This window comes from Haloferax larsenii (assembly GCF_024730625.1).
Taxonomy (GTDB): domain Archaea; phylum Halobacteriota; class Halobacteria; order Halobacteriales; family Haloferacaceae; genus Haloferax; species Haloferax larsenii.
In genome coordinates, this window is record NZ_CP078063.1 from 775,222 (window position 1) to 799,434 (window position 24,213).

At 65.2% G+C, this 24,213-nt stretch carries 22 protein-coding genes; 20 read left to right on the plus strand and 2 right to left on the minus strand.

Annotated elements, in window-relative coordinates:
- Positions 1 to 100 precede the first annotated feature (100 nt).
- The 11 genes from KU306_RS04055 to KU306_RS04105 all read left to right on the plus strand — a co-directional run bounded on the left by KU306_RS04055 (position 101) and on the right by KU306_RS04105 (position 12,300).
- A complete protein-coding gene (locus tag KU306_RS04055) occupies positions 101 to 511 on the plus strand; it encodes a hypothetical protein (RefSeq protein WP_258302958.1) in 411 nt (136 codons plus the stop codon).
- Between the two features lie 102 nt (positions 512 to 613).
- On the plus strand, positions 614 to 1,162 hold the full coding sequence (locus KU306_RS04060; RefSeq protein WP_258302959.1) for a ribbon-helix-helix protein, CopG family: 549 nt from the start codon (positions 614 to 616) through the stop codon (positions 1,160 to 1,162).
- A 134-nt stretch (positions 1,163 to 1,296) separates the two neighbouring features.
- Entirely contained in the window at positions 1,297 to 2,646 is a 1,350-nt protein-coding gene (locus KU306_RS04065; RefSeq protein ID WP_241429814.1) for an ABC transporter substrate-binding protein, read from the plus strand.
- Positions 2,647 to 2,757: 111 nt separating this feature from the next.
- A complete protein-coding gene (locus tag KU306_RS04070; protein ID WP_258302960.1) occupies positions 2,758 to 4,806 on the plus strand; it encodes a hydantoinase/oxoprolinase family protein in 2,049 nt (682 codons plus the stop codon).
- Complete coding sequence (locus tag KU306_RS04075) at positions 4,803 to 6,464, plus strand: hydantoinase B/oxoprolinase family protein (RefSeq protein ID WP_258302961.1); 1,662 nt, start codon at positions 4,803 to 4,805, stop codon at positions 6,462 to 6,464. Before KU306_RS04070 ends, KU306_RS04075 begins: the two co-directional genes overlap by 4 nt.
- A 3-nt stretch (positions 6,465 to 6,467) precedes the next feature.
- A complete protein-coding gene (locus KU306_RS04080; protein ID WP_258302962.1) occupies positions 6,468 to 7,670 on the plus strand; it encodes an MFS transporter in 1,203 nt (400 codons plus the stop codon).
- Between the two features lie 52 nt (positions 7,671 to 7,722).
- The gene (locus KU306_RS04085; RefSeq protein ID WP_258302963.1) at positions 7,723 to 8,925 is read left to right on the plus strand and encodes a branched-chain amino acid ABC transporter permease; all 1,203 of its coding nucleotides are present in this window, start codon (positions 7,723 to 7,725) and stop codon (positions 8,923 to 8,925) included.
- Complete coding sequence (locus KU306_RS04090; protein ID WP_007540740.1) at positions 8,925 to 10,379, plus strand: branched-chain amino acid ABC transporter permease; 1,455 nt, start codon at positions 8,925 to 8,927, stop codon at positions 10,377 to 10,379. The genes KU306_RS04085 and KU306_RS04090 overlap by 1 nt, the downstream gene beginning before the upstream one ends.
- Positions 10,372 to 11,145 carry an ABC transporter ATP-binding protein gene (locus KU306_RS04095; protein WP_007540738.1) on the plus strand — a complete coding sequence of 258 codons (774 nt, stop codon included), beginning with the start codon at positions 10,372 to 10,374 and terminating at the stop codon, positions 11,143 to 11,145. Before KU306_RS04090 ends, KU306_RS04095 begins: the two co-directional genes overlap by 8 nt.
- The gene (locus KU306_RS04100; protein WP_258302964.1) at positions 11,146 to 11,844 is read left to right on the plus strand and encodes an ABC transporter ATP-binding protein; all 699 of its coding nucleotides are present in this window, start codon (positions 11,146 to 11,148) and stop codon (positions 11,842 to 11,844) included.
- 186 nt (positions 11,845 to 12,030) lie between these two features.
- Complete coding sequence (locus tag KU306_RS04105; protein ID WP_007540735.1) at positions 12,031 to 12,300, plus strand: hypothetical protein; 270 nt, start codon at positions 12,031 to 12,033, stop codon at positions 12,298 to 12,300.
- 142 nt (positions 12,301 to 12,442) lie between these two features.
- On the opposite strand, the gene KU306_RS04110 is transcribed toward KU306_RS04105, so the two are convergent.
- Positions 12,443 to 13,411, minus strand: coding sequence for a halo transducer protein (locus KU306_RS04110; protein ID WP_258302965.1), 969 nt, complete (start codon positions 13,409 to 13,411; stop codon positions 12,443 to 12,445).
- A 208-nt stretch (positions 13,412 to 13,619) separates the two neighbouring features.
- Here KU306_RS04110 and KU306_RS04115 point away from each other — a divergent pair, with 208 nt between their 5' ends.
- From KU306_RS04115 to KU306_RS04135, 5 genes are all read left to right on the plus strand, one after another.
- Entirely contained in the window at positions 13,620 to 14,816 is a 1,197-nt protein-coding gene (locus tag KU306_RS04115) for a PstS family phosphate ABC transporter substrate-binding protein (protein ID WP_007540731.1), read from the plus strand.
- A 63-nt stretch (positions 14,817 to 14,879) separates the two neighbouring features.
- Positions 14,880 to 16,013, plus strand: a complete 1,134-nt coding sequence (gene pstC, locus KU306_RS04120; protein WP_007540729.1) for a phosphate ABC transporter permease subunit PstC — start codon at positions 14,880 to 14,882, stop codon at positions 16,011 to 16,013.
- On the plus strand, positions 16,013 to 17,635 hold the full coding sequence (gene pstA / locus KU306_RS04125; protein ID WP_007540727.1) for a phosphate ABC transporter permease PstA: 1,623 nt from the start codon (positions 16,013 to 16,015) through the stop codon (positions 17,633 to 17,635). Before pstC ends, pstA begins: the two co-directional genes overlap by 1 nt.
- Before the next feature lie 3 nt (positions 17,636 to 17,638).
- Positions 17,639 to 18,589, plus strand: coding sequence for a phosphate ABC transporter ATP-binding protein PstB (pstB, locus tag KU306_RS04130; protein WP_258302966.1), 951 nt, complete (start codon positions 17,639 to 17,641; stop codon positions 18,587 to 18,589).
- Between the two features lie 96 nt (positions 18,590 to 18,685).
- The gene (locus tag KU306_RS04135; RefSeq protein WP_258302967.1) at positions 18,686 to 19,744 is read left to right on the plus strand and encodes a phosphate uptake regulator PhoU; all 1,059 of its coding nucleotides are present in this window, start codon (positions 18,686 to 18,688) and stop codon (positions 19,742 to 19,744) included.
- An 11-nt stretch (positions 19,745 to 19,755) separates the two neighbouring features.
- Here KU306_RS04135 and KU306_RS04140 read toward each other — a convergent pair whose 3' ends face one another.
- Entirely contained in the window at positions 19,756 to 20,229 is a 474-nt protein-coding gene (locus tag KU306_RS04140) for a winged helix-turn-helix transcriptional regulator (RefSeq protein WP_258302968.1), read from the minus strand.
- Between the two features lie 144 nt (positions 20,230 to 20,373).
- Here KU306_RS04140 and KU306_RS04145 point away from each other — a divergent pair, with 144 nt between their 5' ends.
- The 4 genes from KU306_RS04145 (at position 20,374) to KU306_RS04160 (ending at position 23,450) form a co-directional block, all read left to right on the plus strand.
- The gene (locus tag KU306_RS04145; RefSeq protein WP_007540720.1) at positions 20,374 to 21,003 is read left to right on the plus strand and encodes an NAD(P)-dependent oxidoreductase; all 630 of its coding nucleotides are present in this window, start codon (positions 20,374 to 20,376) and stop codon (positions 21,001 to 21,003) included.
- Complete coding sequence (locus KU306_RS04150) at positions 21,000 to 21,902, plus strand: NmrA family NAD(P)-binding protein (RefSeq protein WP_258302969.1); 903 nt, start codon at positions 21,000 to 21,002, stop codon at positions 21,900 to 21,902. The genes KU306_RS04145 and KU306_RS04150 overlap by 4 nt, the downstream gene beginning before the upstream one ends.
- A 187-nt stretch (positions 21,903 to 22,089) precedes the next feature.
- Positions 22,090 to 22,683, plus strand: a complete 594-nt coding sequence (locus KU306_RS04155; protein ID WP_258302970.1) for a TlpA family protein disulfide reductase — start codon at positions 22,090 to 22,092, stop codon at positions 22,681 to 22,683.
- Positions 22,683 to 23,450 (plus strand): cytochrome C biogenesis protein, encoded by a 768-nt coding sequence (locus KU306_RS04160; RefSeq protein WP_258302971.1) that lies wholly within the window; start codon positions 22,683 to 22,685, stop codon positions 23,448 to 23,450. The genes KU306_RS04155 and KU306_RS04160 overlap by 1 nt, the downstream gene beginning before the upstream one ends.
- Positions 23,451 to 24,213 lie beyond the last annotated feature (763 nt).

The following is a 24,213-nucleotide window of genomic DNA, read 5'->3' on the forward strand; positions in this document are numbered from 1 at the left end:
AATATTCCAACTTGTTGTCGGCAGCGTACGCTGCGGAGCACCGACGCTCGGAATACTCCAAGCGAGGACTGAGGGGGCTTGCGAACGAAGGACAAATTGGATGAGCGACCGATGGGCCACCCTCACCGACGCGCCGCATTCGTGTTACGACTGCGGGCACTCGTACTGGTACGTCGGCGACGAACCACACGACGGGCGCTGTCCGCGTTGCGGTTCGCGGCTCGTCTCACCCGCAGGAGACCTCCGAATCGTGAACACGCAACCGGTCGGTGCCGAGGCCGACACAACAGGCGTCCAACTCGTCGGCCGCGACGACTCGGGTCGGCTGTTTCAGTACTGGCTCTGTACGGATAGCGACGAGCGTTCCCACTGCACCCGAATCGACATCTGCGGCAACCGAGTTCCGCGCGGAGACGAAGGCGGATACGCGTCCGAGTTCTTCCCACCAGCAGTTCGAGACGCCGCCGCCGAAGCCGGGGTCGTCGTTCCAAATGGACGACACAGCGAGTGACAGTCAGGCGGTGTCAGTCCCCGAATCCGCCTCGGTGGCAAAAATTTCAACTCGGAGAGTGATTGCGTGAACTATACCAACCAGAGTCCCCACTGATACCGTATGTCACACGACAGGGTGACGGTCTCACTCGACGCCGACGCTCGGGCGGCGCTCGAAGACCTGACGAGCCGCACCGGCGTCGGGCAAAGCGAGATGGTTCGCCGGGCGCTCGCGTTCTACGCCGCGAACTTTCAGGCGGCGACCACCGACACCAGCGCGAATCTGCAAGATTACCACGAGATGCTCTCGGGGGGCGAACACGTCCTCCTCGACATCGACTTCCTGCACTGCTTTCTCGACTTCGTCGAGGGTGAAGACGGCAAACCCGACCCGGAGTTCCTCGAAGGTGCCGACCAAGTATCGGACTACCACGCCCACGAGTACGACGGCGAGTTCGACTCACTCGGTGAGCTACTGGAGTGGCTCTCGCTCTGTGGGTTCCTCACAGTCCGCCGGAGCGAGGAGAACACCTACCACGTCGTCTACCCGTCCGAGCAACTCCGGTGGTTTATGACTCGGTTTATCGAACGGAGCGTCGTCAATCTCCCCTTCACCGTCGATATCGAAGAGGGACTTACGAAGGTGCTGATGACCGAGACACCCAAGTAACGCCGACTATTTATTCATTCTTCATACTCGTTCATAACATTTCATACGCGGCCGACACCACCTCATACGGCGCACACACGCCATGAGACACGGTAACAATAGACTATATAGGCCCACCTTACAGAGCCTTTGGTATGTCAGAGGGTGACAGATTCCAAGACGCACTCAGACGGCGGCGGTTCATGCGGCTCGCTGGAATGGCGGGCGTCGCTGGGCTGGCGGGATGTATCGGACAAGAAGACGTTCAAGAAGGCGGAAACACCGGCGGAAGCGACGGAGGCGGTGGCGGTGACTCCGGCGGCGACACCACCGAAAGCGGCGGTGACGGCGACGAGTCCAGTTCCGAACCGGTCGACGTTGGCGTAGTCATCCCGTTCAGCGGCGACCTCTCGGACTTCGGCGGTCCGATGATGAACGCGCTGCGGATGGCGCAAAAGGACATCAACGCGGCGGGCGGTCCCCTTGGACGAGAACTCAAACTCCACGACGAGGACTCGGGGACCGACTCGACGCAGGGTGTGAACGCGGCGAACAAGCTCGTCGACACCAACGGCGTGAGCGCGGTCATCGGCGCGGTCTCCTCGGGCGTCACAATTTCCATCGCGAAGTCGGTCACAATCCCGAACGAAGTCCTGCACATCACCTCGGCGTCCTCGTCACCGAGCATCAGCACGCTCGACGACGACGACCTCGTGTTCCGGACGCGGACGAACGACCGCTTCGTCGCCAAGGTGATGGCGAGAATTATCGAAGACCAAGGCGTCGAAAAGGCGTCGGTCATCTTCATCAACAACGACTTCGGCGAGGCGCTGGCCGATACGTTCGAATCGTCGTTCTCGGGGACGACCACGACCACGGTCGGGTACGAATCCGGCCAGTCGTCCTACCAGCAAGTCCTCGCGAAGGCGTTCGAGGACGACCCCGGATTCGTCGCGTTTGCGGGCTACCCCGAAAGCGGGACCACCATGCTCAGCCAGTGGGCCGAAGAGGGCTACGGCGGCAACTGGGTGCTACACACTAGTCTCCTCTCGGAAGACGTTATCTCGAACGTCGGCGCGGAGGTCATGAACGACATGTACGGCGTCCGGACCAAGCCACCGAGCGGCGGCGCGACCGAGTCGTTCGTCTCCGACTACCAAGAGGCCTACCCCGACGCACAGGTGTTCGACCCCTACTCGTGGAACTCCTACGACGCGCTCGTCTCGTACGCGCTCGCCGTCGAGAAGGCCGGAACCACCGACGCCGCCGAGGTCAAGAAAGCGATGCGCGAGGTCTCGAACTCACCCGGAGAGGCCGTCGGCTACACCGAGTTCGGCGCTGGCGCGGAGAAAATCGGTGCCGGCACGGACGTCGACTACAGCGGTCCCAGCGGCAACGTCAACTACGACGACAACGGGGACGTGGCGAGTGACATGGTCATCGTCCAAGTCGAAGACGGGACGTTCGCGAACAAGGACACGATTCCGGCAGACGAACTCGTCTAACACACATGTTCCATCTTTCCGACGTACGCAACACAGCCCAGTCACGACTGTCGCGGAGGTCCCACCACCCACCGTCGCGAGACCCCCGCTCACGACCGGTACGGAGGTCCTATGAGTGAGGAGCGCCGGGTCGGCGTGGATATCGGCGGGACGTTCACCGACATCGTCACCATCCACGACGGGACGGTGAACGTCTCGAAGACGCCATCGACCCCGTCGAATCCGGACGAAGGCGTCATCAACGGCCTCACAAAGGTCAGCGAGCGCGACGACTTCGACCCCTCGGAAATCGGCTTTCTCGCCCACGGGACGACCGTCGCCACCAACGCCGTTCTCGAAGGCGAGTGGGCCGACACCGCCCTCGTCACCACCGAGGGCTTCCGCGACGTGCTCGAAATCGGCCGACAGGCACGGCCCGACATCTACGACTTCCAGGTCGAAAAGCCGACGCCCGTCGTCGAACGGGACCGCCGCTACGAGGTGCGCGAACGCCTCGACGAGCGCGGGAACGTCCTCACCGAACTCGACGAAGCGGACGTGCGCGACCTCGCGGCCGACCTCGTCGAGGCCGACGTTGACAGCGTCGCCATCAGTCTGCTGTACGCCTTCGAGGACGACAGCCACGAACAGCGCGTTCGGGACATCCTCGCCGACGAAGGTCTCGACGCGACCTACTCGCTTTCGAGCGGGGTCCTCCCCGAGATTCGCGAGTACGAGCGCACCCTCACCACGGCGCTGAACGGGTCGCTCAAGCCGGTGATGGACCGCTACATCGGCAACCTCGAATCGAAGGTCGAAGCCGAGGGCGTCGGCGCGGAACTGAAGATTATGCAGTCGAACGGCGGCATCATCACCGCCGACATCGCCCGCGAGCGCCCGGTCAACACCCTGCTTTCGGGGCCTGCCGGTGGCGTACAGGGCGCGACCTACGTCTCCGGCCTCTCCGGCGAATCCAACCTCATCACGATGGACATGGGCGGCACCTCCTGCGACGTATCGCTCGTCGAAGACGGCACGCCGCTGGTCTCGACCGATACCGAAGTCGGCGACTACCCGGTGTCGGTTCCGACCATCGACATCCACACCGTGGGGGCGGGCGGCGGCTCTATCGCGTGGATTGACGCCGGTGGCGCGCTGCGCGTCGGCCCGAAATCCGCGGGTGCCGACCCCGGCCCAATCTGTTACGGCCGCGGCGGCGAGCGCCCGACCATCACGGACGCGAACCTGCTTCTCGGCCGCATCGACCCCGGCGCATTCCTCTCTGGGGAACTCGACGTGGAACTCGAAGACGTGCGCCGAACCGTCGAAGAGGAAATCGCCGACCCGCTCGATATGTCGGTGACGGAGGCCGCACAGGGCATCCTCGACGTCGCCAACGCCAACATGGCGCGAGCGCTCCGGGTCGTCTCCGTCGAACGCGGTTACGACCCCCGCGAGTTCGGTCTCGTCGCCTTCGGCGGCGCAGGGCCGCTTCACGCCTGCAAGCTCGCCGAAGAACTCGACATTCCGAAGGTCATCGTTCCCCGGACGGCGGGTGTCCTCTCGGCGCTCGGGTTGCTCATCAGTGACATCCTCTACGACTACAGCACTTCACGGGTGCGCCCGTGGGCGGACGTGTCGCCCGCGGACCTGCACTCCCAGTTCGACGAATTCGCCGCCGAGGGGCACGAGCGCCTCGACTCCGAGGACCTCGACGCGGACGCGATGCAGTTCGAGCGCACCGTGGACCTGCGCTATGCGGGACAGGCGTTCGAACTCTCCGTCTCCGTTCCCGAGGGCGACCTCGACGCGGCGGCGATGGAGACGATTGCCGAGCGCTTCCACGAGCGCCACCGCCAGCGCTACGGCCACGCCTACCCCGAAGAGCCAATCGAACTCGTCACCATCCGGCTTCGGGCGCGTGGCGTGGTCGAGACGCCCGACCTCAGACCCGCGGAGACGGGTGGGTCGGTCGAGGCGGCTGTCTCCGACACCCGCGAAGTCGTCTACGACGGCGAACCCACAGAGACGCCGATTTACGACCGCGACGCGCTGCCAATCGGCTCCTCGTTCGAGGGTCCCGCGGTCGTCAGCGGGGTCGAGAGTACGGTCGTCATCCACCCCGGCCAGCGGGTGTCGGTCGACGACTTCGGCAGTCTCCACGTGGAGGTGAACCAATGAGTATCGATTCAGTCACGCTCGAAGTCATCAGAAACGCCTGTATCGCCATCGCCGAGGAGATGAACGCGAACCTCATTCGCACCGGCTACTCGCCGAACATCAAGGAACGACGCGACTGCTCGTGTGCGATGTTCGACGCCGACGCCGAACTCATCAGTCAGGCGGAGAACATGCCCGTCCACCTCGGCGCGATGCCGTTCTCGGTGGCCGCGGCCATCGACCGCTACCCGCCCGAGACGCTGGAAGAAGGCGATGCGATAATTCTCAACGACCCCTTCCGCGGGGGCGCACACCTCCCGGACCTCACGCTCGTCACGCCCATCTTCGTCGACGGCGACATCGTCGCCTACGCGGCGAACCGCGCCCACCACGCCGACATCGGCGGGTCGCGGGCGGGCAGTGTCGCCGCCGACTCGACCGAAATTTACCAGGAGGGCCTTCGCATCCCGCCGGTGAAGCTGTTCGCCGGCGGCGAGGTGAACGAGCCGGTCATGGAGATGATTCTGTCGAACGTCCGGACGCCGGACGAACGCCGCGGCGACCTCCGAGCGCAGGAGGCCGCCAACCAGACCGGCAAACGACGCTTTACCGAACTGGTCGAGAAGTACGGCGTCGAGACGCTCACGGAAGCGCTCGCGGAGATTAAAGACTACTCCGAGCGCCGGATGCGCTCGGAAATCGAGTCGCTGCCGGACGGGACCTACTCGTTCGAAGACGTGCTCGACGACGACGGCGCGGGCAACGAGAACCTGCCCGTCGTCGTGGAGTTGGAGGTCGACGGCGACTCGGTCCACGTCGATTTCGAAGGCACCGCGCCGCAGACAGACGGCCCGATAAACGCCGTCTTCGCGGTCACCGCGAGCGCGACCTACTACGCGGTTCGGTGCGTGACCGACCCGGATATCCCGCCGAATCACGGCTGTTACCGGCCTATCGACATCCACGCGCCCGAGGGGACCATCGTCAATCCGACGCTCCCCGCGGCCGTCGTCGGCGGGAACCTCGAAACCTCCCAGCGCGTCACGGACGTGGTGCTCGGAGCCTTCGGGAACGAGGTGCCAGAGCGCGTCGTCGCGGCCGGGCAGGGCACGATGAACAACATTACCTTCGGCGGCACCGACCCGCGCGACGACTCGCCGTATGCCTTCTACGAGACGCAGGGCGGCGGCTTCGGCGGTCGCGCCGGCAAAGACGGCATGGACGGCGTCCACGTCCACATGTCGAACACGATGAACACGCCCATCGAGGTGCTGGAGACGGCCTACCCGCTTCGGGTGACGCGCTACGAACTCCGGCAGGACTCGGGCGGAGCGGGCGAGTTCCGCGGCGGTCTCGGCCTCCGGCGGGACATTCAGGTCCGCGACCACCACGCGACCTTTAGCTTGCTCGCCGAGCGCCACCGCAGCACCCCGTACGGACTCGCAGGCGGCGACTCCGGCGGCAACGGCGCGGCCTACCTCATCGACGGCGACGAGGAGAAACTGCCCGAGAAATCGACGCACGTACTCGAACCCGGGCAAATCGTGAGCGTTCGAACGCCCGGCGCGGGCGGCTACGGCGACCCCGACGAGCGCGACCCCGAGGCTATCGCTCGGGACCTTCGGCTCGGCAAGGTGTCGTCCGAATTCGCCCGCGACCACTACGACTACGAGGACTAACACATGACGACCCGACCCACTCGGTCACTTCGGTTGACGCCGCATCTCGCGGTTGCCAGCGTCGGCTACGTGGTGTTCGCCTACGCCGCGGTCCCCGACGCGCTGATGGCCGCCTACGGTGTCGGGTTCACGGAAATCGGCTTGCTGATGAGCGCGGCGCTCGCCGCGTTCGTCCTCGTGCAGGTTCCGGCGGGCCGCCTCACCTCGCAGAGAGCGACGACGCGGCTGCTCCTCTACGGGACAGCGGCTCACGCCCTGCTCGCACTCGCGCTTGACGTGGTGTCGGGATTCGCCGCGCTGCTCGCGCTCCGCGCGCTTTGGGGGCTGGCGGGAGGCTTCGTCCTCTCGGTCGGCGCGACCCACATCGCCCGCCTCTACTCGGGGCGGGCCGCGACGCGGCAACAGGGCCTCTACGGCGGGATGTTGACGCTTGGCGGCGCGGTCGGCTTCGCTGTCGCACCCGCGCTCGTCGAGCCGGGCTTGCTCCACGGATTCGGCAGTGGGCTACTCCACAGCCTCAGCGGCGGATTGCTCCACAGCCCCGGCGCGGTGCTGGCGATTCCAGCACTCGTCGTCCTCGCACGGGAGCGCCACGACACGCTCACGCTCCCGAAATCGGGGACCTCACGCGGTACCTTCTCGTCCACGCTCACCCTCGCGGTGGCGCTGGCGTCACTGTGCTACGTGGCCATCATCGCCTCGTACATCACGCTCTCGACGTTCATCACGGCCTACGCCGCGGACCTGCAAATTACGGGCCCGCTCAACGTGGCGGTCTTACTGACGGCCACCGTCGGGCGGGCGACCGGCGGCGCGGCGGTGTTCCAGTTCTCGATAGGCGACCCGTGGTTCATCGCCGGAGCGACGGCGCTCGCGGCGGCCTGCTTCGCGGGACTCGCCGGACTGGGCACCTCACCACTCGCACTGCTGTTGCCCGTGGCGGCGATGCTCGCCGTCTCGGTCCCCTTCGGGGCGGTGTTTTCGGTCGCCGCCGACGCCGCCGTCCACGAGGGTGCCGCAATCGCAGTCGTCGTCGCGGCGGGCAACGTCGCGGCGCTCGTGCTTCCGGCGGTTACCGGCGCACTGCGCGACGCAACGGGCACGTACGCGAGCGGGTTCGCCCTGCTCGCCGGACTCAACGTCGTCGCGGTCGGCGCGGCGACGCTCCTCGGAACGAACCGGTTCTCACGGACTCACCAGACATGACTCACAGACACAGACAGACGGACGTATCGCCAGCCGTGGAGGGGGGTCGCTGATGGCATCGGCGGGCCTCCTCGACGCGCTGTTACAAGGACTCATCACGGGGATGATTATCGCGGCGGGCGCGCTCGGCCTCTCGCTTATCTACTCCATCGCGGAGGTTCCGAACTTCGCCCACGGCGACATGATTACCATCGGCGCGTACCTCGCGCTCGCGCTCAACAAACCCGGGGCGATTCCCTTCGTCCCCGAGTTCGGCGGCCTCCCGCTCATCGCGGCGGGCATCCTCGGCGTCGCCGTCGCTGGCAGTACGGGGGCAATCTACGAGGTCGCCATCTTCCGGCGGTTCCGCTCGAAAGGGGCCGACCTCATCACGATGGTCATCGTCTCGCTCGGCCTCGCGCTCGTCCTCAGAAACGTCGTGTTGTTCCTCGTCGGCTCGGGGAACATCAACTACGACACCGAGCGCGTCACCAACACCAACGTCGAACTCTACCTGACCGGAAACGGGCTGAGCGTCCAGACCGTCCAGCGACAGGCCGGCGACCTCGTCACGCTCGGTGAGTGGGGATACGGCTGGCTCTCGCTGCTCGCTATTGTGGTCGTCGCGGCCGCGGTCGGCGTCGGCGTCTACCGCTGGCGGAGCGACGACGCCTCCTTCGAGACGGTGCATCTCGTCTCGCCGCGCGTCTTCGGCGTCGCGTCGGGTATCGTCGCCCTCGCCGCCCTCGCAACGGTCTTGCAGGGCGCACCGCACACCATCGACGCCGCGGTCTGGTCGACGAGCGTCGGCGTCAGCATCAAATACGGCGTCATCATCGGCCTCACGCTGGTGACGATGCTCGCCATGAACCTCCTCTTGAAGGGGACCAAGACCGGGCGCGCGATGCGCGCCACCGCCGACAACATGGCGCTCGCAGAGATTCGCGGCGTCAACATCGACCGCGTCCAGCTCGTCGTCTGGGTTCTCGCGGCGCTTCTCACCGCGCTCGCGGGCGTCCTGACGGGCTGGTTCGCAAGCAACCTGAATCCGAACATGGGCTTTTCACTCCTGCTTCCCATCTTCGCCGCCGTCATCATGGGTGGCATCACCTCCCCCTACGGGGCGGTGCTCGCCAGTCTCATCATCGGCGTCTCGATGGACGTGGGCGTCTTCCTCCTGCCCGCGGAGTTCGCGACGTACCGGACCGCAATCGCCTTCGTCATCCTCATCGGCGTCTTGCTCGTCAAGCCCGAGGGCCTGTGGGGTGACGTCTGATGGCGCTTGCTGACTTCTTCATCAGTCTGCTCACGTTCGTCACCATCTACAGCCTCTTCGGGCTGGGACTCAACGTGAAGTTCGGCTTCACCGGCCTCATCGACTTCGGCCACGTGGCGTACTTCATGATTGGCGCGTACGTCACCGTCTTCGTCGCCATGCCAGCGGGTCTCTCTGAGACCTACGAGGGCCTGACGGGACTCGGTCTCGCCACGGCCTTCGCGGGAGTCCCCGGCGGCGACCTGCTCGGGTGGCTCGTCGCGCTCGTCGTCGGAATGGCCGCCGCAGCACTCGTCTCGCTGCTGGTCGGTATCCCGACGATACGCCTCCGCGAGGACTACCTCGCCATCACGGCGCTCGGCATCGCCACCATCCTGAACGCCGTCTTCCACAACGAGCGCTGGCTGTTCAACGGCGCGTTCGGCATCCGAGAGGTTCACGAACCCCTCTCGGGTGTGTTCCCCATCGGAACGGGAAGCTTCCAGCTGAACCTCCTGCTGTTCGGCCTGCCGTCGGTGGCCATCCTCGGCTACGCGGCCTACCGCACGGCCAAGGTCGTCCGCCCGCTCGGTGTCCGTCCGGCACTGCTCGGGACCGGCGCGACCCTCGCGCTCGCCGGGAGCGTCGTCTTCGTCATCACGACGATGACCGGGCTCGTCGTCGACCTCGGCGTGCTCGCCCTCAACGTGGACAACACCATCGCGTTCGTGCTGCTGGTCGGGTCGGTCGTCGCGGGGCGGGCGGCGCTCACGGAGACCGACCACATCGGCGCGCTGCTCGCGCTCGCGTCGGCGCTCCTCTTTACGCTGTGGTACCTCGGCCAGCCACTCGTCGCGCTCGTGGCCGACGGAGAGACCGCAGACCTGCTCCTCAACCTGTTTTGGCTCTACGACGCCACTGCAGGCTCGGCAGGAGGACTGGACTACGACCGGTTCTTCTTCCTGTTCACGCTCGCGTTCCTCGTGGGCGCGTACCTCTGGGTCGAGCGCACGGTCAACAGCCCGTACGGACGCGTCCTGCGCGCAGTGCGCGAAGACGAGTCGGTTCCCGAAGCGCTCGGCAAGCCGACGTTCCGCTACAAGATTCAGAGTCTGATGTTCGGCTCCGCACTCGCGGGTGCCGCGGGTGGCCTCTGGGCCGCCAACATCGGCTTTATCGACCCGACCCAGTTCGCCTCGACGGTGACGTTCTTCGCCTACACGGCGGTCATCATCGGCGGCACCGCGAATAATCGCGGGGTCGTCCTCGGAACCGCGGTCTTCTGGGTCATCAACTCGGGGACGCGCTTCCTCGACGACTTCTTCCCGAGCGAGTACGCCCAGCAACTCGCGGCGCTGCGGCTCATCCTCATCGGGGCGCTGCTCATCGTCATCCTCTACTACCGGCCGGAGGGGATGCTCGGCGAACAGGACTACGACATCAATCTCGGCCGGGGAGGTGCGAGCGATGACTGAGATTCACAACCCGATTCTCGACGTACAGGGCCTCGAAAAGCACTTCGGCGGCATCACCGCCATCGGCGGCCTCGACATGCGCGTCGGCGAGGGTATCACCGGCCTCATCGGCCCGAACGGCGCGGGGAAGACGACGTTCTTCAACTGCGTCACCGGCGCGCTCACCCCCGACGCGGGTCGCGTCGAATTCGCCGACGGCGACATCACCGGGAAGCGCCCCTCGGCAGTCGCACAGGAGGGGCTCGTCCGGACGTTCCAGATTCCGCGGGAACTCCCGGAGATGACCGTCCGCGAGAACCTCCAACTGGCACCGCGCGGACAGAGCGGCGAGCGCCTGACGCAGGCGTGGCTCCGCGGCGACGAGTTCGCCACCGACGAAGTGCGCGTCCGCGAGAAAGCAACCGAGATGGCCGAATTCCTCGAAATCGACCACGTCCTCGACGCGAAGGCGGGGACGCTCTCGGGCGGCCAGCGCAAGTTGCTCGAACTCGCCCGCGTCCTCCTCACCGAACCAGACATGATTCTGCTCGACGAACCGCTGGCGGGCGTCAACCCCACGCTGGAACAGAAGATTCTCGACCGCATCCACGACCTCGAATCGCAGGGGTACAGCTTCCTCTTTATCGAGCACGACATCGACGTCATCATGGAGACGTGCGAGCGCGTCGTCGTCATGCACCAAGGACAGGTCCTCACGTCGGGCGAACCGGCGGACGTAAAGAGTGACGACCGCGTCATCGAGGCCTACCTCGGGGAGGAGGTCTAAATGCTCGAAATTACCGGGTTGGACGCTGGCTACGGCGACCTCCAGATTCTCACCGACGTGGACATGCACGTCGACGACGGTGAGTACGTGACCATCGTCGGCCCGAACGGGGCTGGCAAATCGACCGCGATGAAATCTGTCTTCGGACTGACCACCCACATGGACGGCACCATCACCTTCCGCGACGAGCGGATAGCGGGCATCGACACGCCCGAAATCATCCGTCGCGGCATCGGCTTCGTTCCCCAGACGGACAACATCTTCCCGACGATGACCGTCCGCGAGAACCTCGAAATGGGGTCGTACATCGACGAGGAGTCGGCCGACGAAGCGCTCGAAGCCGTGTTCGACCGCTTCCCCATCCTCGAAGAGCGCCAGCGGCAGCGCGCCGGCACCATGTCCGGCGGCCAGCGCCAGATGCTCGCAATGGGTAGCGCGCTGATGCTCGACCCAGACTTGCTCCTCCTCGACGAGCCATCGGCGGGGCTTGCACCCGACCTCGTCGACGAGATGTTCGACAAAATCGACGAAATCAACGACGCCGGGACGGCCATCCTGATGGTCGAACAGAACGCCAAAGAGGCGCTGCGCCGCTGTGACCGCGGCTACGTGCTGGTCAACGGCGAGAACGCCTACGACGGCCCGGGGACCGAACTCCTCGGCGACGACGAAGTGCGCCAGCGCTTCCTCGGTGGCTGAGCCTCGCTCGGCCGCCCTCGGGGTCTCGTCAGAGGGACCCCACTGGCACGACGAGTCAACACCGGATGCTGGTGAGAACCCACGTTCCGACGGCGAATTAAACCACGCGACGACAGTCTTTCCGAGAAGCGGGTCACCCCCGGAATTTAAGTCATTGTTTTTACACTATCGGGTCGTAAGCCAGCTATGGCGACGACAGAACCCATCCAAATCACCGACTTCGACTTCATGGAAGGCGACGACGGGAAGACGCTCGTCGTCGTCGAGATGTGTAATTCGAGCACGGAAGCACAGACGCGAACCCTCAACGTGGTCGGGTCGTCGGGTGGAAACGAACGCGAGGGGTCGGCGACCGTGACCGTGTCGCCGGAGACACCCCAGTCGGTCGAAGTCCCGCTCGGCCTTGAATTCGAGATGTTTCGTGTTCGCGGCGACCTCTCGTTCGACCTCGAATAGTGTGGTCGGATTCGACCTGAAATGGGTGGCCCGTGCGTTCGACCTGAAGCAGATATTCGACGCGAAGCAGTGGTCGCGTCGGTTCCACCCGAAATAGACGTTTGTTCCGCTCCTCAGAGACAGGTCGTCGCCTGAATCGTCGCTACGCGGACGGGTCCTGCCGATACTGGTCGAGCGCCTCCTGTACCGCACCCCACGAGACCGGGGGTTCGAACTCGTCGAGAGCCGACTGGAACGCGTCGAGGGCGTCGCCGTAGCGGTCTGTCCACGCCGACTGTGCGAGCGAATCGAGTTGTTCGGTGAGCCGTTCAGCTCGGGTGTCGATGTCGTCGAGTCGCTCGCCGATGTCGTCCAGGCCGCCGGTCTCGTCGACGTCGTCTCGGCTCGCCAACTCCCGCAAGTCGTCGAGTTCCGCCCGCACGTCGGCGACGAGGAGCGGGACGACGCGACACCGGAGCGCCGCCTCGTACCACGCGTGGGCCGCGTCGTCGTCATTATACTCCTCATTTGACAATTTTTCTCGCGTGCGCGAGATGTCGTCGAGCGACTGCTCCAGCGCGTCCACGTCGGTGTCGAGGTCGCGCCGACGCAGGTCGTGGTCGGCCAGCCAGCGTTCGAAGTCTTCGAGTTCGAGTTGCGTGTCGTCGGCCGCCATCTGGACCGTTTGGGCGTCCGAGGCGACATCCCGCAGTTCGGTCACGAGGTCGAAGACAGGGCGGTCGTCGCGTTGCCAGTGCGAGAGCGACTGCAGTTCGGACCCGAGTGCAGAGACTCGCTCTTCGGCCGCGGTGACGGTCTCTTCGAAGGAGTCGAGACGGGTTCGGACAGCGTCCACGTCGGCGACGTCGCTGGCTTCTTCTTCGGCCTCCGAGAGCGCGATTTCCGCCAGTTCGACGCGCGTCTCGGCCGTCGAAAGCATCATCGACGTGTCCGTCACGGCACTGTCCACGGCCGACTGGGTGACAGCACCGTCGTCGTCAGTCACGTGGTCGAGGACAGCGCGCACGTACTCGGGGTCACGCGACTCGTCTTCGGCGAGGAGTGCGTCCACGGCGTCGTCTTTCGACAGCCCGACGATGCGCTTCGGGGTGTCGCTGGCTCCGTCGTCCATATTTGGAGTCGTCTGACCGCCGCATTCTACATTCTATCGGTCAGAGAATATATATCAGAACGTAGCACTCGGGTTCCATCATACGTGATTGTAGTGGTCACGTGCTGTATTAGCGGCGTCATACCGCTCTTTATTACTACAGTCGAATACTATTGGACTAAAGTAGTATTATAAACGCATTTTATTATATCACGGGTCGGTGCTGGTGATGGCGCGCGACTCCAAGCAGCTTACAGAGAGCGTATCACGTCGGAAATTCCTCGTCGCATCCGGTGCCGCCGGCCTCGCTGGCCTGGCAGGGTGTAGCGGTTCCACGGGTTCGGAGACGGACGCAGCGACCGATGCTCCCGAAACTGAAGCGGAGACGGACGCCCCCGAAACCGAAGAAGAGACCGCGAAGCCGGAAGACAACGAGCCGGAGATGCTCACCGCCGAGGGTTCCTCGACGGTCTACCCCATCGCGAACAAAGGCAGTTCCTACTGGAACTCCAACGCGCCGCCGAGCGACGGTGAGTACTGGGGTTCGAGCTCCGAGGGCACCGTCCCCGGCTGGTCCGAACTCGGTGAGCCAGACATGCGCCTCGCAGACTACTTCGCGAGCCTGTACGGCTTCGAGCCGACCGAGACGCAGGCGAACCCGCCGTTTGCGACCAGCATCGGCCTGAGCCACTCCGGTACCGGCTGTAAGTCCGTCCGCGACGGCCTCGTCGACATCGGCAACTCCTCCGGTCCCATCACGGCCGAACTCGGAATCAGCGAAGCAGAGCGCGACGAGAAGTACGTCGACCACGTCGTCGGCCGCGACGGCCAGCCCGTCGTCGTCTCGAAGGACATCTTCGACGCCGGTGTCACGGAACTCACCGGTGAGGAAGTCAAGAAAATCTACCAGGACGAAATCACGAACTGGAAGGACGTCGGCGGCCCGGACAAGGAAATCTACGTCGTCGGCCGTGCGGAAGGGTCCGGTACGGACACCTCGTTCCGCCTCAACATGCTCGGTGACGCCGAGGCGTCGATGGAAGGTGTCGACACCCGGAAGGGGCAGAACCAGCAGGTCAAGACGGTCGTCCAGCAGAACGAAGGTGCCATCGCGTACATGGCACTCGCGTTCACCGGTCCGGAGGTCAAGCCCGTCGGTATCGAGTTCGAAGGCACGCTCTTCGAGCCCGACAAGGACGCCGAGAACACCATCTTCGACAGCGCCTACCCGCTCAACCGTGACCTGCACCAGTACACGACCATCACGGAGGGGACGCCCAACGGCACCGACAAGCGCGAAGCGGCGTTCATCAACATGTTCCTGACGACGTTCGGCCAGGAGCTGTTCGTCGAGGCGAACAACTACATCCCGCTTCCGACGAAGGACCTCGAAGCCGAGAAGGCGAAGCTGCCCGACCAGGCGTAAGCTCCCGGTCCGCACGCAGCACAGGCCTGGACTCGTTCTTCACCATTCATTTCAATTTCAATCATGACCATACTGCCAGACAAAGACGCCGGCGACCTGCGAGCCGCAGCACGGCGTGAGGTCCAGCGGGGGCGTGACTTCGTCGACGAAGCCGACCCGGAGGCACTCGTCACGGTGACGGTCGCCTCGGTGGCACTTCTCGCCGCGTTCGTTGGCTTTCTCGCCGTGTCGTCGCTCACAGCCATCCCGTTCGTGGTGTTCCTCGTCGCGTCGGGCTACGGCTGGTTCAGACATCAAGAACTGACCGCGCGCGTCCTCACGCTGACGACGACCGTCTCGACGATTCTGATACTCGGGCTCATCCTCGTGTTCATCTTCGTCGAGGCGTGGCCGACCGTCGAGTACGCGACCGTGACGGTGTTCGGACTCCCCATCCCCGGGCTTCGACTCTTCATCGACACCCGCTGGAGTCCGGTCTCGCCACCGATTCGGTACTCGCTGGTGCCGATGATTCACGGGACCGTCCTCGTCACCATCATCGCGACGGCCGTGGCCGCACCACTGGGCGTCGCGGCCGCGCTCTTCCTGAGCGAAATCGCGCCCCGAGCGGTCCGCGAAGTCGTCAAACCGGGCGTCGAGATTCTCGCCGGAATCCCGTCTATCGTCTACGGATTCATCGGGTTCACTATCCTCAGCCCGTGGGCGTCGGACCAGTTTTCCATCGTCGGACAGGGGACGTACCTGTTCGTCGGCGTCGTCGTCGGCCTGATGGCGCTTCCGACCGTCGTCTCGGTCGCCGAAGACGCCCTCAACAGCGTCCCCGAATCCATGAAAAGCGGGTCGCTCGCGCTCGGCACGACCGACTGGCAGACGATGACCTCGATTACGCTTCCGGCCGCCTTCTCGGGCGTGTCGGCGGCGGTACTCCTCGGTGTCGGCCGCGCCATCGGCGAGACGATGGCCGCGACCGTGATGCTCCGCGGGAGTCCGGGCCTCACGAAGCCACTGTACAACGTCTTCTACGGAAACGACACCCTGACCTCGCTCATCGCGGCGAACTACGGTGACGCCGACGGCCTGCAACTCTCGGCGCTGTTCGTCGCCGGTGTCATCCTGTTCGTCACGGTGCTGTTCCTCAGCATCGGGTCGCAGTACATCGAGGCGCGCATGCGGAAGAAGCTCGGAGGTGCCGAATAATGGCCGGCGCAGTCGAATCCGAACTCGTCAGCGAAGACACCTCCGAGACAGAAGCGGTCGCGGCGGCCGCGGTAGGCGTCGCCGCAATCCTGTTCGCGCTCTCGCTCGCCGCGCTGTTCGAACTCGTCACGATTACCGACACCCTCGCGGGCGTCCCGATGGTCGCGCTGCTCGGCGCGCTGTTGCTACTGCTCGGTCTCGGCGTCGTCGGCTTCGGCGTCGGGTCGCGACTCGGCTACGTCGCCACCAACCCGCGACCGTCCGCGGGCTTGGTCGCGGCAGTCGCCTTCTCGGGCATCTGGTTCGTCGTCGGTGGCCTCGTCGCCTCTCAGACGTTCGGACTCGGAACCATCGGCTGGGGTGGCGTCGCGTTCGTCACCGGTGGGTTGGCGTTCGCCGTCACCGCGCTTCCCCGCGAAGACATCGGCTCGACGCTTCCGGCGGGTCTGCTTGCGGTGTTTGCCGGTGCTGTCTTCGTCACCGGTCTCATCGGCCCAGGGTGGGTCTGGGACCTCGGATGGGAACAGTCTGCGTCGTTCAACGCCGAGTTCACCATCCCGGTGATTACGGCGTTCTGTTCGCTCCTCGTCGCGTGGGGAGCCGCCAAATCCTACGGCGGATTCGGTGCTCGCGGCCGACACGTGGGCGCGTATCTCCTCGTCTATCTGAACGCGCTCTCTATCATCGCCGTCCTGTTCCTCCTCGTCGCGTTCACCGTGTTCAAAGGCCTTCCGGGGCTGTTCAACGGTCTCTCGTTCGGCCTCGGAACCGGACCCGAGACGACCCTCTTCGGGTTCACGTTCGCGTGGCCGCTCTCGTGGCCGTTCGTGATGAACGGTGTCGCGCTTCTCAACGACGTCAACGGCGTCCTCCCGGCTATCGCCGGGACCATCTGGCTCGTCATCGGAGCCGTGCTGTTCGCCGTCCCGCTCGGCGTCGGCGCGGCGGTGTTCATCACCGAGTACGCCGAACACGGCCGCTTCACGCAGGTCGTCGAAATCGCGACGAACGGCCTCTGGAGCACCCCGAGTATCGTCTTCGGGCTGTTCGGTCTCGCCTTCCTCGTTCCGCGTCTCGGAAACGGGAAGTCGCTCTTGGCCGGGATGCTCACGCTCGGGTTCATGCTCCTCCCGCTCGTCGTCATCACCAGCCGCGAGGCGATGCTGGCGGTTCCCGACGAGTACCGCGACGCGAGCGCGGCCCTCGGCGTCACCAAGTGGCAGACGATTCGCAGCATCGTCCTGCCCGCAGCACTTCCCGGTATCGTCACGGGTATCATCCTCGGCGTCGGCCGCATCGCAGGCGAGACCGCGCCGATTCTCCTGACTATGTCCGGCAGCGTCGCGCCGCCGGGCAGTCAGACGGTGGACGTCATCGGCGGCTTCCAGTTCATCTCGTCGCCGCCGTTCGTGGAGAACCCCGAACTTCTGCAGGCGACATCTGCACTGCCGTACCAACTGTACTCGCTTATCACCGCGGGCGTCGGGCAGTCGTCGAACATCGCGAACATCGAACAGTTCCGGTGGGCGACGGCGCTCATCCTGCTCGTGGTGGTCTTAGGCTTCTACGCGGTGGGTATCGCGACCCGGTACTACTTCCGGCGGAAATTACAGCACGAGTGACCAATGACTGAAACGACACAATCGACAGACACGGAGCAGGCGGCAGAATCGGCGCAGACGAGCGACATCGAGATGCAGCGTTCCGGCCAGCCACTCGAAGTCACGGCTGGCGAGACGCGAGAGAAGACCCGCGACGAGTGGACCGACTACGAGTTCGAAGGCGACGCGAAGTTCGCCGTCGAGGACCTCGACGTCTACTACGGCGACGACCACGCGCTGAAGGGCGTCTCGATGGACATCCCCGAAAACAGCGTGACCGCGCTCATCGGCCCCTCGGGCTGTGGGAAGTCCACGTTCCTCCGGTGTCTCAACCGGATGAACGACCGCATCAAGGCGGCCAGTGTGGACGGCACCGTCGAACTTGACGGCGAGGGCATCTATCAGGACGGCATCAACCTCGTCGAACTCCGCAAGCGCGTGGGCATGGTGTTCCAGTCACCGAACCCGTTCCCGAAGTCGATTCGGGACAACATCTCCTACGGGCCGCGAAAGCACGGCGACCTCGAAACGGGCTTTCTCGCGAACCTCCTCGGCCGGAGCGACGACGAAGAAGTCGAGGAACTGGTCGAGCGCTCGCTCACGCAAGCCGCCCTCTGGGACGAGGTCAAAGACCGCCTCGACGACAACGCACTCGGACTGTCCGGTGGGCAACAACAGCGACTCTGCATCGCCCGCGCGCTGGCGACCGAACCGGACGTGCTCTTGATGGACGAGCCCGCGTCCGCACTCGACCCGATTGCCACTTCGAAAATCGAGGACCTCGTCCACGACCTCTCGGAGCAGTACACCGTCGTCATCGTCACCCACAACATGCAGCAGGCGGCGCGTATCTCCGACCAAACCGCCGTGTTCCTGACGGGCGGCGAACTCGTCGAGTACGGCGATACCGAGCAAGTGTTCGAAGACCCACAGAGCCAACGCGTCGAAGACTACATCAGCGGCAAGTTCGGGTGAGGAAAGTGGCACCGAGCCGACCCCCGAACGGTCGGCCGCCCGCGGCAGTGAGCCACTGGTCCCCCGACACCGCCGCGGACTCGCACACCGAGAACCATGGAGACACGTAAGATACAACAAGTCAGCAACGGGACGTTCACGGTCTCACTGCCGAGAGACTGGGCGGATTCGGTCGGTATCTCCGCCGGGACGGTCGTCGACCTCCACACGCACATCGACGGCCTGCTCGTGATTCAGCCGCCAGAGAGCGAACTGGACACGGTCGCCGCAGTGGAAATACAAACCGAATGCGGCGACACGGCCCACCTCGAACAGACCCTCCGCGCGGCCTACGCCGCCGGACCGAGTGAAGTCGTCCTCGCCGGCAGTAGCGAGTTCACCGGCAGCCAGAAACAAGTCATCCGCAGCGTCGTTCGCAACCTCGTCGGTGTCACTATCGTCGAGGAGTCGGCGTCACACGTCGTCGTGCGAAACGTCCTCGACTCGACAGAGGTGTCGGTTCGGCAGTCCATTCGCCAACTACAGTTCGTCGCGCTGTCGATGCACCGCGAGGCGACCACTGCACTGACGAGCGACGCGCCCGCCGTGGGCGGTGCCGACCAGGACGACCGCGCCGACAGACTGTACGCGATGGTCGAGCGGCACTTCACCCGGAGTCTCGAACGCCTCGACGAAGTCGACGCGCTCGGCGAGACCCGCCGGGAGTTGTTTCGACTCCACGAGACCGCACGCGAGTTAGAACGCATCGCCGACCACGCCGAACGAATCGCGGACGTCGCGACCGCGGTCGACGACCCGCTCGGTGACCCACTCGCCGAGGAAGTGTCGGCGGTCGCCCAGCGCGCCCGCGACGCGGTCGAGTCGGCTGTCGACGCCGTCTTCGACGATGGGAGCGTCGAGGACGCCCAGTCGGTGCTCGAAGCGCGGGACGACGTGTTCGAGCGCGTCGACGCCCTCGAACGCGAGTTGTTCGACGCGGCCGACGCCGAGTACCAGTACACCCACGCGCTCGACAGCATTCGCCGGACGGCCGCCCACGCCGGAAACGTCGCCGAGCGAGGGCTACAAACCGCGGTTTGTCAGAGCGAACCGGCCGACGTGGCGGTCGAATTCGGCGGGAACGAAGGCGTCGGAAGCCAGCGCGTCGGCGAGTAAGGATATCACGGTCAGACGTCGTACTCGATGGCCCAGTGGTGAAGGTGGGCGAACACCGGAAACAGCGCTTTGCCCTTCTCTGTCGGTTCGTACTCGACTCGCGGTGGCATCTCGTCGTAGGCGCGCCGAGTCAGCAACCCCGCCTGCGTGAGTTCGTGCAACCGCGTCGAGAGCGTGTTCGGCGGGACGTCGAGGTCCGATTCGAGGTCGCTGAACCGCAGTGGCCCGTCCGCGAACGCGAAGGCGCTGAGAATCGACATCGCGTGGACTTTTCCGAGCACCGAAAGCAGCGACGCGACCGTATTCTCGATTCGCGCTCGCTCTTCGGGGTCGAACGACGCTCGCAACGCGGCCGCCTCCTCGCGGGTGAGTTCTTCGCCGATTTCGGCCGTTGGCTCTTCGCCAGTGTCGGGCGTGAGTTCTTCGCCAGTGTCGGGTTCGGTCGGCGTCTCGGACGCGGAGGAATCCTCGTTCGTGGGCGGCATCTCAGTCACACCTCTCCGTACGCCGTCATCCGTAATGAGCACTCGCACCAGTGCGCAGTCAGACTGGTTGAGAAGCTCTGAGACCCCCGATACTTCGAAGATTCGAAGTTGCAAGTATTTCACTTCAACATCCGTATCGTTGGTATGCGAATCACAGTGTTCGGGGCCTCCGGTCGGACCGGCGTCCCCTTCGTTCGACAGGCAGTCGCCCGTGGACACGACGTGGTCGCGTTCGTCAGGAGCGCCGACCGCTTCCCGGTGACAGACGAGTCGGTGACGGTCGTCGAAGGCGACGCCTACGAGGGGACCGGTGTCCGAGATGCCGTCTGCGACGCCGACGCCGTTGTCTCGGTCCTCGGCCAGACGAAGTCGGGGCCAGACGACCTGCTCACCGTCGCGGGCGACACCGTCGTCGCGGCGATGCGTGACGAAGGCGTCAGCCGGTACGTCACGCTCGTCGGCGCGGGCGTCCGCAAAGACGGCGAGTCCGTCTCCCTCTCGGGGAAGGTGATGGGAACGCTGCTGAAAGTGCTCGCTGGCGAGGCTCTCGACGACGCGACGGAACACGTTCGGCGCGTCCGAGCGAGCGACCTCGAATGGACCGTCGTGCGCGCGCCGCGACTCACCGATGGCGACGCAACCGGCGCGTACCGCCACGGCGACATCGACCTCGGGTTCGAGTCAATCGACCGCGGCGACGTGGCGACATTCCTCCTCGACTGCGTCGAAGACGACCTGTACGTCCACGACCTGCCGAAGGTGGGGGCGGCGTGACAGCACAACGCGTGTTGGTCACCGCGGGAACGGGGACCGTCGGCCAGCACGTCGTCCGGGAGTTGCGCGACGACGTCGAGGTGCGTGTCGGAACGAGACGGCCACAGTCAGTTCGAGAGGCTGGCGACAGCGACAGCGACAGCGACGAGCACGTCGTCGAGTTCGACTTCGCTCGACCGGAAACGTGGGGGGCCGCGCTCGACGGAGTGGACGCCACCTTCCTCGTCAGGCCGCCGGGTGTCGAACAGAGACAGGTCACGGCGTTCGTCGACGCGGCGAGTCGCGTCCGGGTCGACCACGTGGTCTATCTCTCGGCACTCGGAGCGGACAAGAACGTCCTCATCCCGCACCACCGTATCGAGTCCCACATCCAGCAGTCGGCGGTTCGCTCGACGTTCCTCCGCGCATCGTTCTTCACGCAGAACCTCCACGAAGTCCACGGACAGGACGTCGTCGAACACGACGAGATTTTCGTCCCCGCAGGCTCGGGCGAGACGAGTTTCGTCGACGCGCGCGACGTCGCCGCCGTCGCCGCCGTCGTGCTCACGGACGACCGTCACGACAAACAGGCCTACGACCTCACCGGCCCCGAGGCACTCCGATACGACGAGGTTGCAGCGGTGTTCACCGACGTTCTCGACCGCCGAATCACCTACGCCGACCCGTCGATTCCGGCGTTCGTCCGTCGAATGCTCTCCAGAGACCGCCCGCTTTCGTACGTCCTCTTGATGGTCGGCATTTACAGCACGGCGCGATTCGGCTTCGCTGGCCGCGTGACCGACGACGTGGAACGACTCCTCGGTCGGCCACCGCGGACTGTCCGCGACTACGTCGAAGACTACCGAGACCGCTTCGAACCCGCCCGCACCCCGGCAGCGGCACACTCCCGGGAGCGATGACGCCACCCGAAGCGGTTGTGCGCGCTAGCTACCCTTCCGGAGCAGAATTACCCGCTGACGCCCTTCCTACACACCAATGACAAGAGAGCACACTCGACAGGAGTCCCGCGAGCAATCGCGAGTGGGACGTCGTCGAGGAGGAGAACGTGGGAAACAGACTCGACGGGAGTCCCGCGAGCAACCGCGAGTGGGAACCCGTAGACGATTCCTCCAACTCGCGGGTGCAGGGACAGTCGGCCTCGCCGGTTGCCTCGGCGGTGGGTCGGGGTCAGCGGGCGGAGGCGGCGGAGACGGAAGTGGCGGAGGCAGTGAAAATAGCGGTAGTGGGGACGGTGGTGGGTCGGCCGGTGACGGCGCGTGGCGAACCACCGAACTCACCGACGTACTCACAGGCGAGACGTTCACTATCGAGGGGCTTCTCGACCGCCCGCTCCTCCTCGAAACGTTCGCCGTCTGGTGTTCGAACTGCCTGCGACAGCAAAACGAGATGATTTCGTTCCACGAGGCGGTCGGCGACGACGTGGTAACTGTCGCCCTCGACATCGACCCGAACGAGGACGCCGAGAAGGTCCGCGAGCACGCCGAGCGCCACGGGTTCGACTGGCGATACGCCGTCTCGCCCGAACCGGTGACCAAGAGTCTCACCGACGAGTTCGGCTCGTCGATGGCGAGCGCGCCGACCGTCCCGATGCTTCGTGTCTGTCCGGACGGGACGGCGACCCGTCTCAAGAACGGCCACAAGACCACCGAGTTCCTCCGCGAGAAAGTCTCTGAGTGCTGATGGGGCTCGGTACGAAACTCCTCGAACTGTTCGTCATCGGCGTCGGCACGCCGCTGACCGCAGCGTGTGCGCTCCCGTTGTATCCCGGGTTTCTCGCGTATTTGGCCCGGCAGAGCCGACAGGGTGGCAGCGACGCCGGCACGACCGGCGACACCTCAGCGACCACCGGCCTCCCAATCGCCGTCCTCGGCGTGCTCGTGACGCTCGGTGCGGTGACGTTCATGCTCGGCGTCGGCGTCCTGTTTTCGCTCCTCTTGGAGATTTCACTCACCGCCGTCGTCGCCGTCGTCTCCCCGGTCGCGTTCGGCATCCTGTTCGTCGTGAGCCTCGCGCTCCTCGCCGACGCGAAGATATTCACCCGGATTCCCACTATCGAACCCCCGGAGACCAGACATCCGGCGCTCTCGGCGTTCTCCTACGGATTCTTCTTCGGAGCCATCATCCTCCCGTGTAATCCCGGATTCATCGCGCTGTTCTTCGCTCGCGTGCCGGTCCTGTTCGACACGGCCGCCGAGAGCCTGCTCGGCTTTCTCGCGTTCGGCCTCGGTATCGGCGCGCCGCTTCTCGCGTTCGCACTCGTCTCCGAGCGCTACAGCCGACAGGTGACTCGCTGGTTCGCTCGCCACACCACGGCAATCAACCGGGTCACCGGCGCGGTCATGCTCGTCGTCAGCGTCTACTATCTCCTCGTCGTCTTCGACGTACTCGGTGTAGCCGGACCGGTCCAGACGGTCTTCGATTCGGTATTCAGCCCGGTTACTGGCTAATTTCTATCGCGTCGATGCGTCCTGTCGGTTGTCCGTAACAGCGCCTTTGGCGCTTCGACCCGTCTCTCACGGGAGAGACGATGGAACCCCGACAGGGGGAACGCGGCGAGCAATCCGTGTCCGAACAGACCCGTCTCTCGCTCGTCGCCAGCAACCTCAGACGCCTCGACACGCAGGCGTGTCTCGCGTTCGTCGCCGACCTTTGGGCAGCCCGCGGGTTCGAGACGCGAGTCGATGGCGCGGTCGTGCGGGCGACTCGCGGCGGCCGACGCACGACGATTCTCCCCGTCTCCGGCCGCCGTCGCGATAGGTTCCGCTCTCCGGACTCCACCGTTTCCAAGGCGGAAATCGACGCGGTCGCCGCCTTCGGAAACGACGGTCGCGGGGCACGACTCGCCGACAGATACGACGCTCGACACCTCGACGTGACTGCGCTCTCCGAGATGCTCCTGTACGCGCTCGACCACCACGTGGCCGACGCGCTCTGCGAGCGCCACTTCGGTGCACCGCTCGATGGGCTGCAGCCGTCAGGGTGGACGGGCACGCGGTACCGTGTCGAGCACGTTCGACGGCGCATTTCTCGTGTCGGGCGTCGCGTCGCCGGTCCCGTCGCCCGTGGGGTCCGCGTCGGTCGGAGCCTGATACCCGACACACCTCGGACGACCCGAGGAATTGCAACACTTCTCGTCGCCATCCTTCTCGTGAGTGGTGCGGCAGTCGCACTCGGTCTCGTCGATAGTCCGTTCGGCGAAGACGGCCAACC

Bases quoted from the DNA above. Each gene is read 5' to 3' on its own strand.
- KU306_RS04075 (WP_258302961.1), top strand. From the start codon at position 4,803: ATGAGTATCGATTCAGTCACGCTCGAAGTCATCAGAAACGCCTGTATC.
- KU306_RS04110 (WP_258302965.1), bottom strand. From the start codon at position 13,411: ATGGACGACGGAGCCAGCGACACCCCGAAGCGCATCGTCGGGCTGTCG.
- KU306_RS04080 (WP_258302962.1), top strand. From the start codon at position 6,468: ATGACGACCCGACCCACTCGGTCACTTCGGTTGACGCCGCATCTCGCG.
- pstC (WP_007540729.1), top strand. From the start codon at position 14,880: ATGACCATACTGCCAGACAAAGACGCCGGCGACCTGCGAGCCGCAGCA.
- KU306_RS04140 (WP_258302968.1), bottom strand. From the start codon at position 20,229: ATGCCGCCCACGAACGAGGATTCCTCCGCGTCCGAGACGCCGACCGAA.
- KU306_RS04145 (WP_007540720.1), top strand. From the start codon at position 20,374: ATGCGAATCACAGTGTTCGGGGCCTCCGGTCGGACCGGCGTCCCCTTC.
- pstB (WP_258302966.1), top strand. From the start codon at position 17,639: ATGACTGAAACGACACAATCGACAGACACGGAGCAGGCGGCAGAATCG.
- KU306_RS04095 (WP_007540738.1), top strand. From the start codon at position 10,372: ATGACTGAGATTCACAACCCGATTCTCGACGTACAGGGCCTCGAAAAG.
- KU306_RS04090 (WP_007540740.1), top strand. From the start codon at position 8,925: ATGGCGCTTGCTGACTTCTTCATCAGTCTGCTCACGTTCGTCACCATC.
- KU306_RS04070 (WP_258302960.1), top strand. From the start codon at position 2,758: ATGAGTGAGGAGCGCCGGGTCGGCGTGGATATCGGCGGGACGTTCACC.
- KU306_RS04085 (WP_258302963.1), top strand. From the start codon at position 7,723: ATGGCATCGGCGGGCCTCCTCGACGCGCTGTTACAAGGACTCATCACG.
- KU306_RS04105 (WP_007540735.1), top strand. From the start codon at position 12,031: ATGGCGACGACAGAACCCATCCAAATCACCGACTTCGACTTCATGGAA.
- KU306_RS04060 (WP_258302959.1), top strand. From the start codon at position 614: ATGTCACACGACAGGGTGACGGTCTCACTCGACGCCGACGCTCGGGCG.
- KU306_RS04160 (WP_258302971.1), top strand. From the start codon at position 22,683: ATGGGGCTCGGTACGAAACTCCTCGAACTGTTCGTCATCGGCGTCGGC.
- KU306_RS04135 (WP_258302967.1), top strand. From the start codon at position 18,686: ATGGAGACACGTAAGATACAACAAGTCAGCAACGGGACGTTCACGGTC.
- pstA (WP_007540727.1), top strand. From the start codon at position 16,013: ATGGCCGGCGCAGTCGAATCCGAACTCGTCAGCGAAGACACCTCCGAG.
- KU306_RS04115 (WP_007540731.1), top strand. From the start codon at position 13,620: ATGGCGCGCGACTCCAAGCAGCTTACAGAGAGCGTATCACGTCGGAAA.
- KU306_RS04100 (WP_258302964.1), top strand. From the start codon at position 11,146: ATGCTCGAAATTACCGGGTTGGACGCTGGCTACGGCGACCTCCAGATT.
- KU306_RS04065 (WP_241429814.1), top strand. From the start codon at position 1,297: ATGTCAGAGGGTGACAGATTCCAAGACGCACTCAGACGGCGGCGGTTC.
- KU306_RS04055 (WP_258302958.1), top strand. From the start codon at position 101: ATGAGCGACCGATGGGCCACCCTCACCGACGCGCCGCATTCGTGTTAC.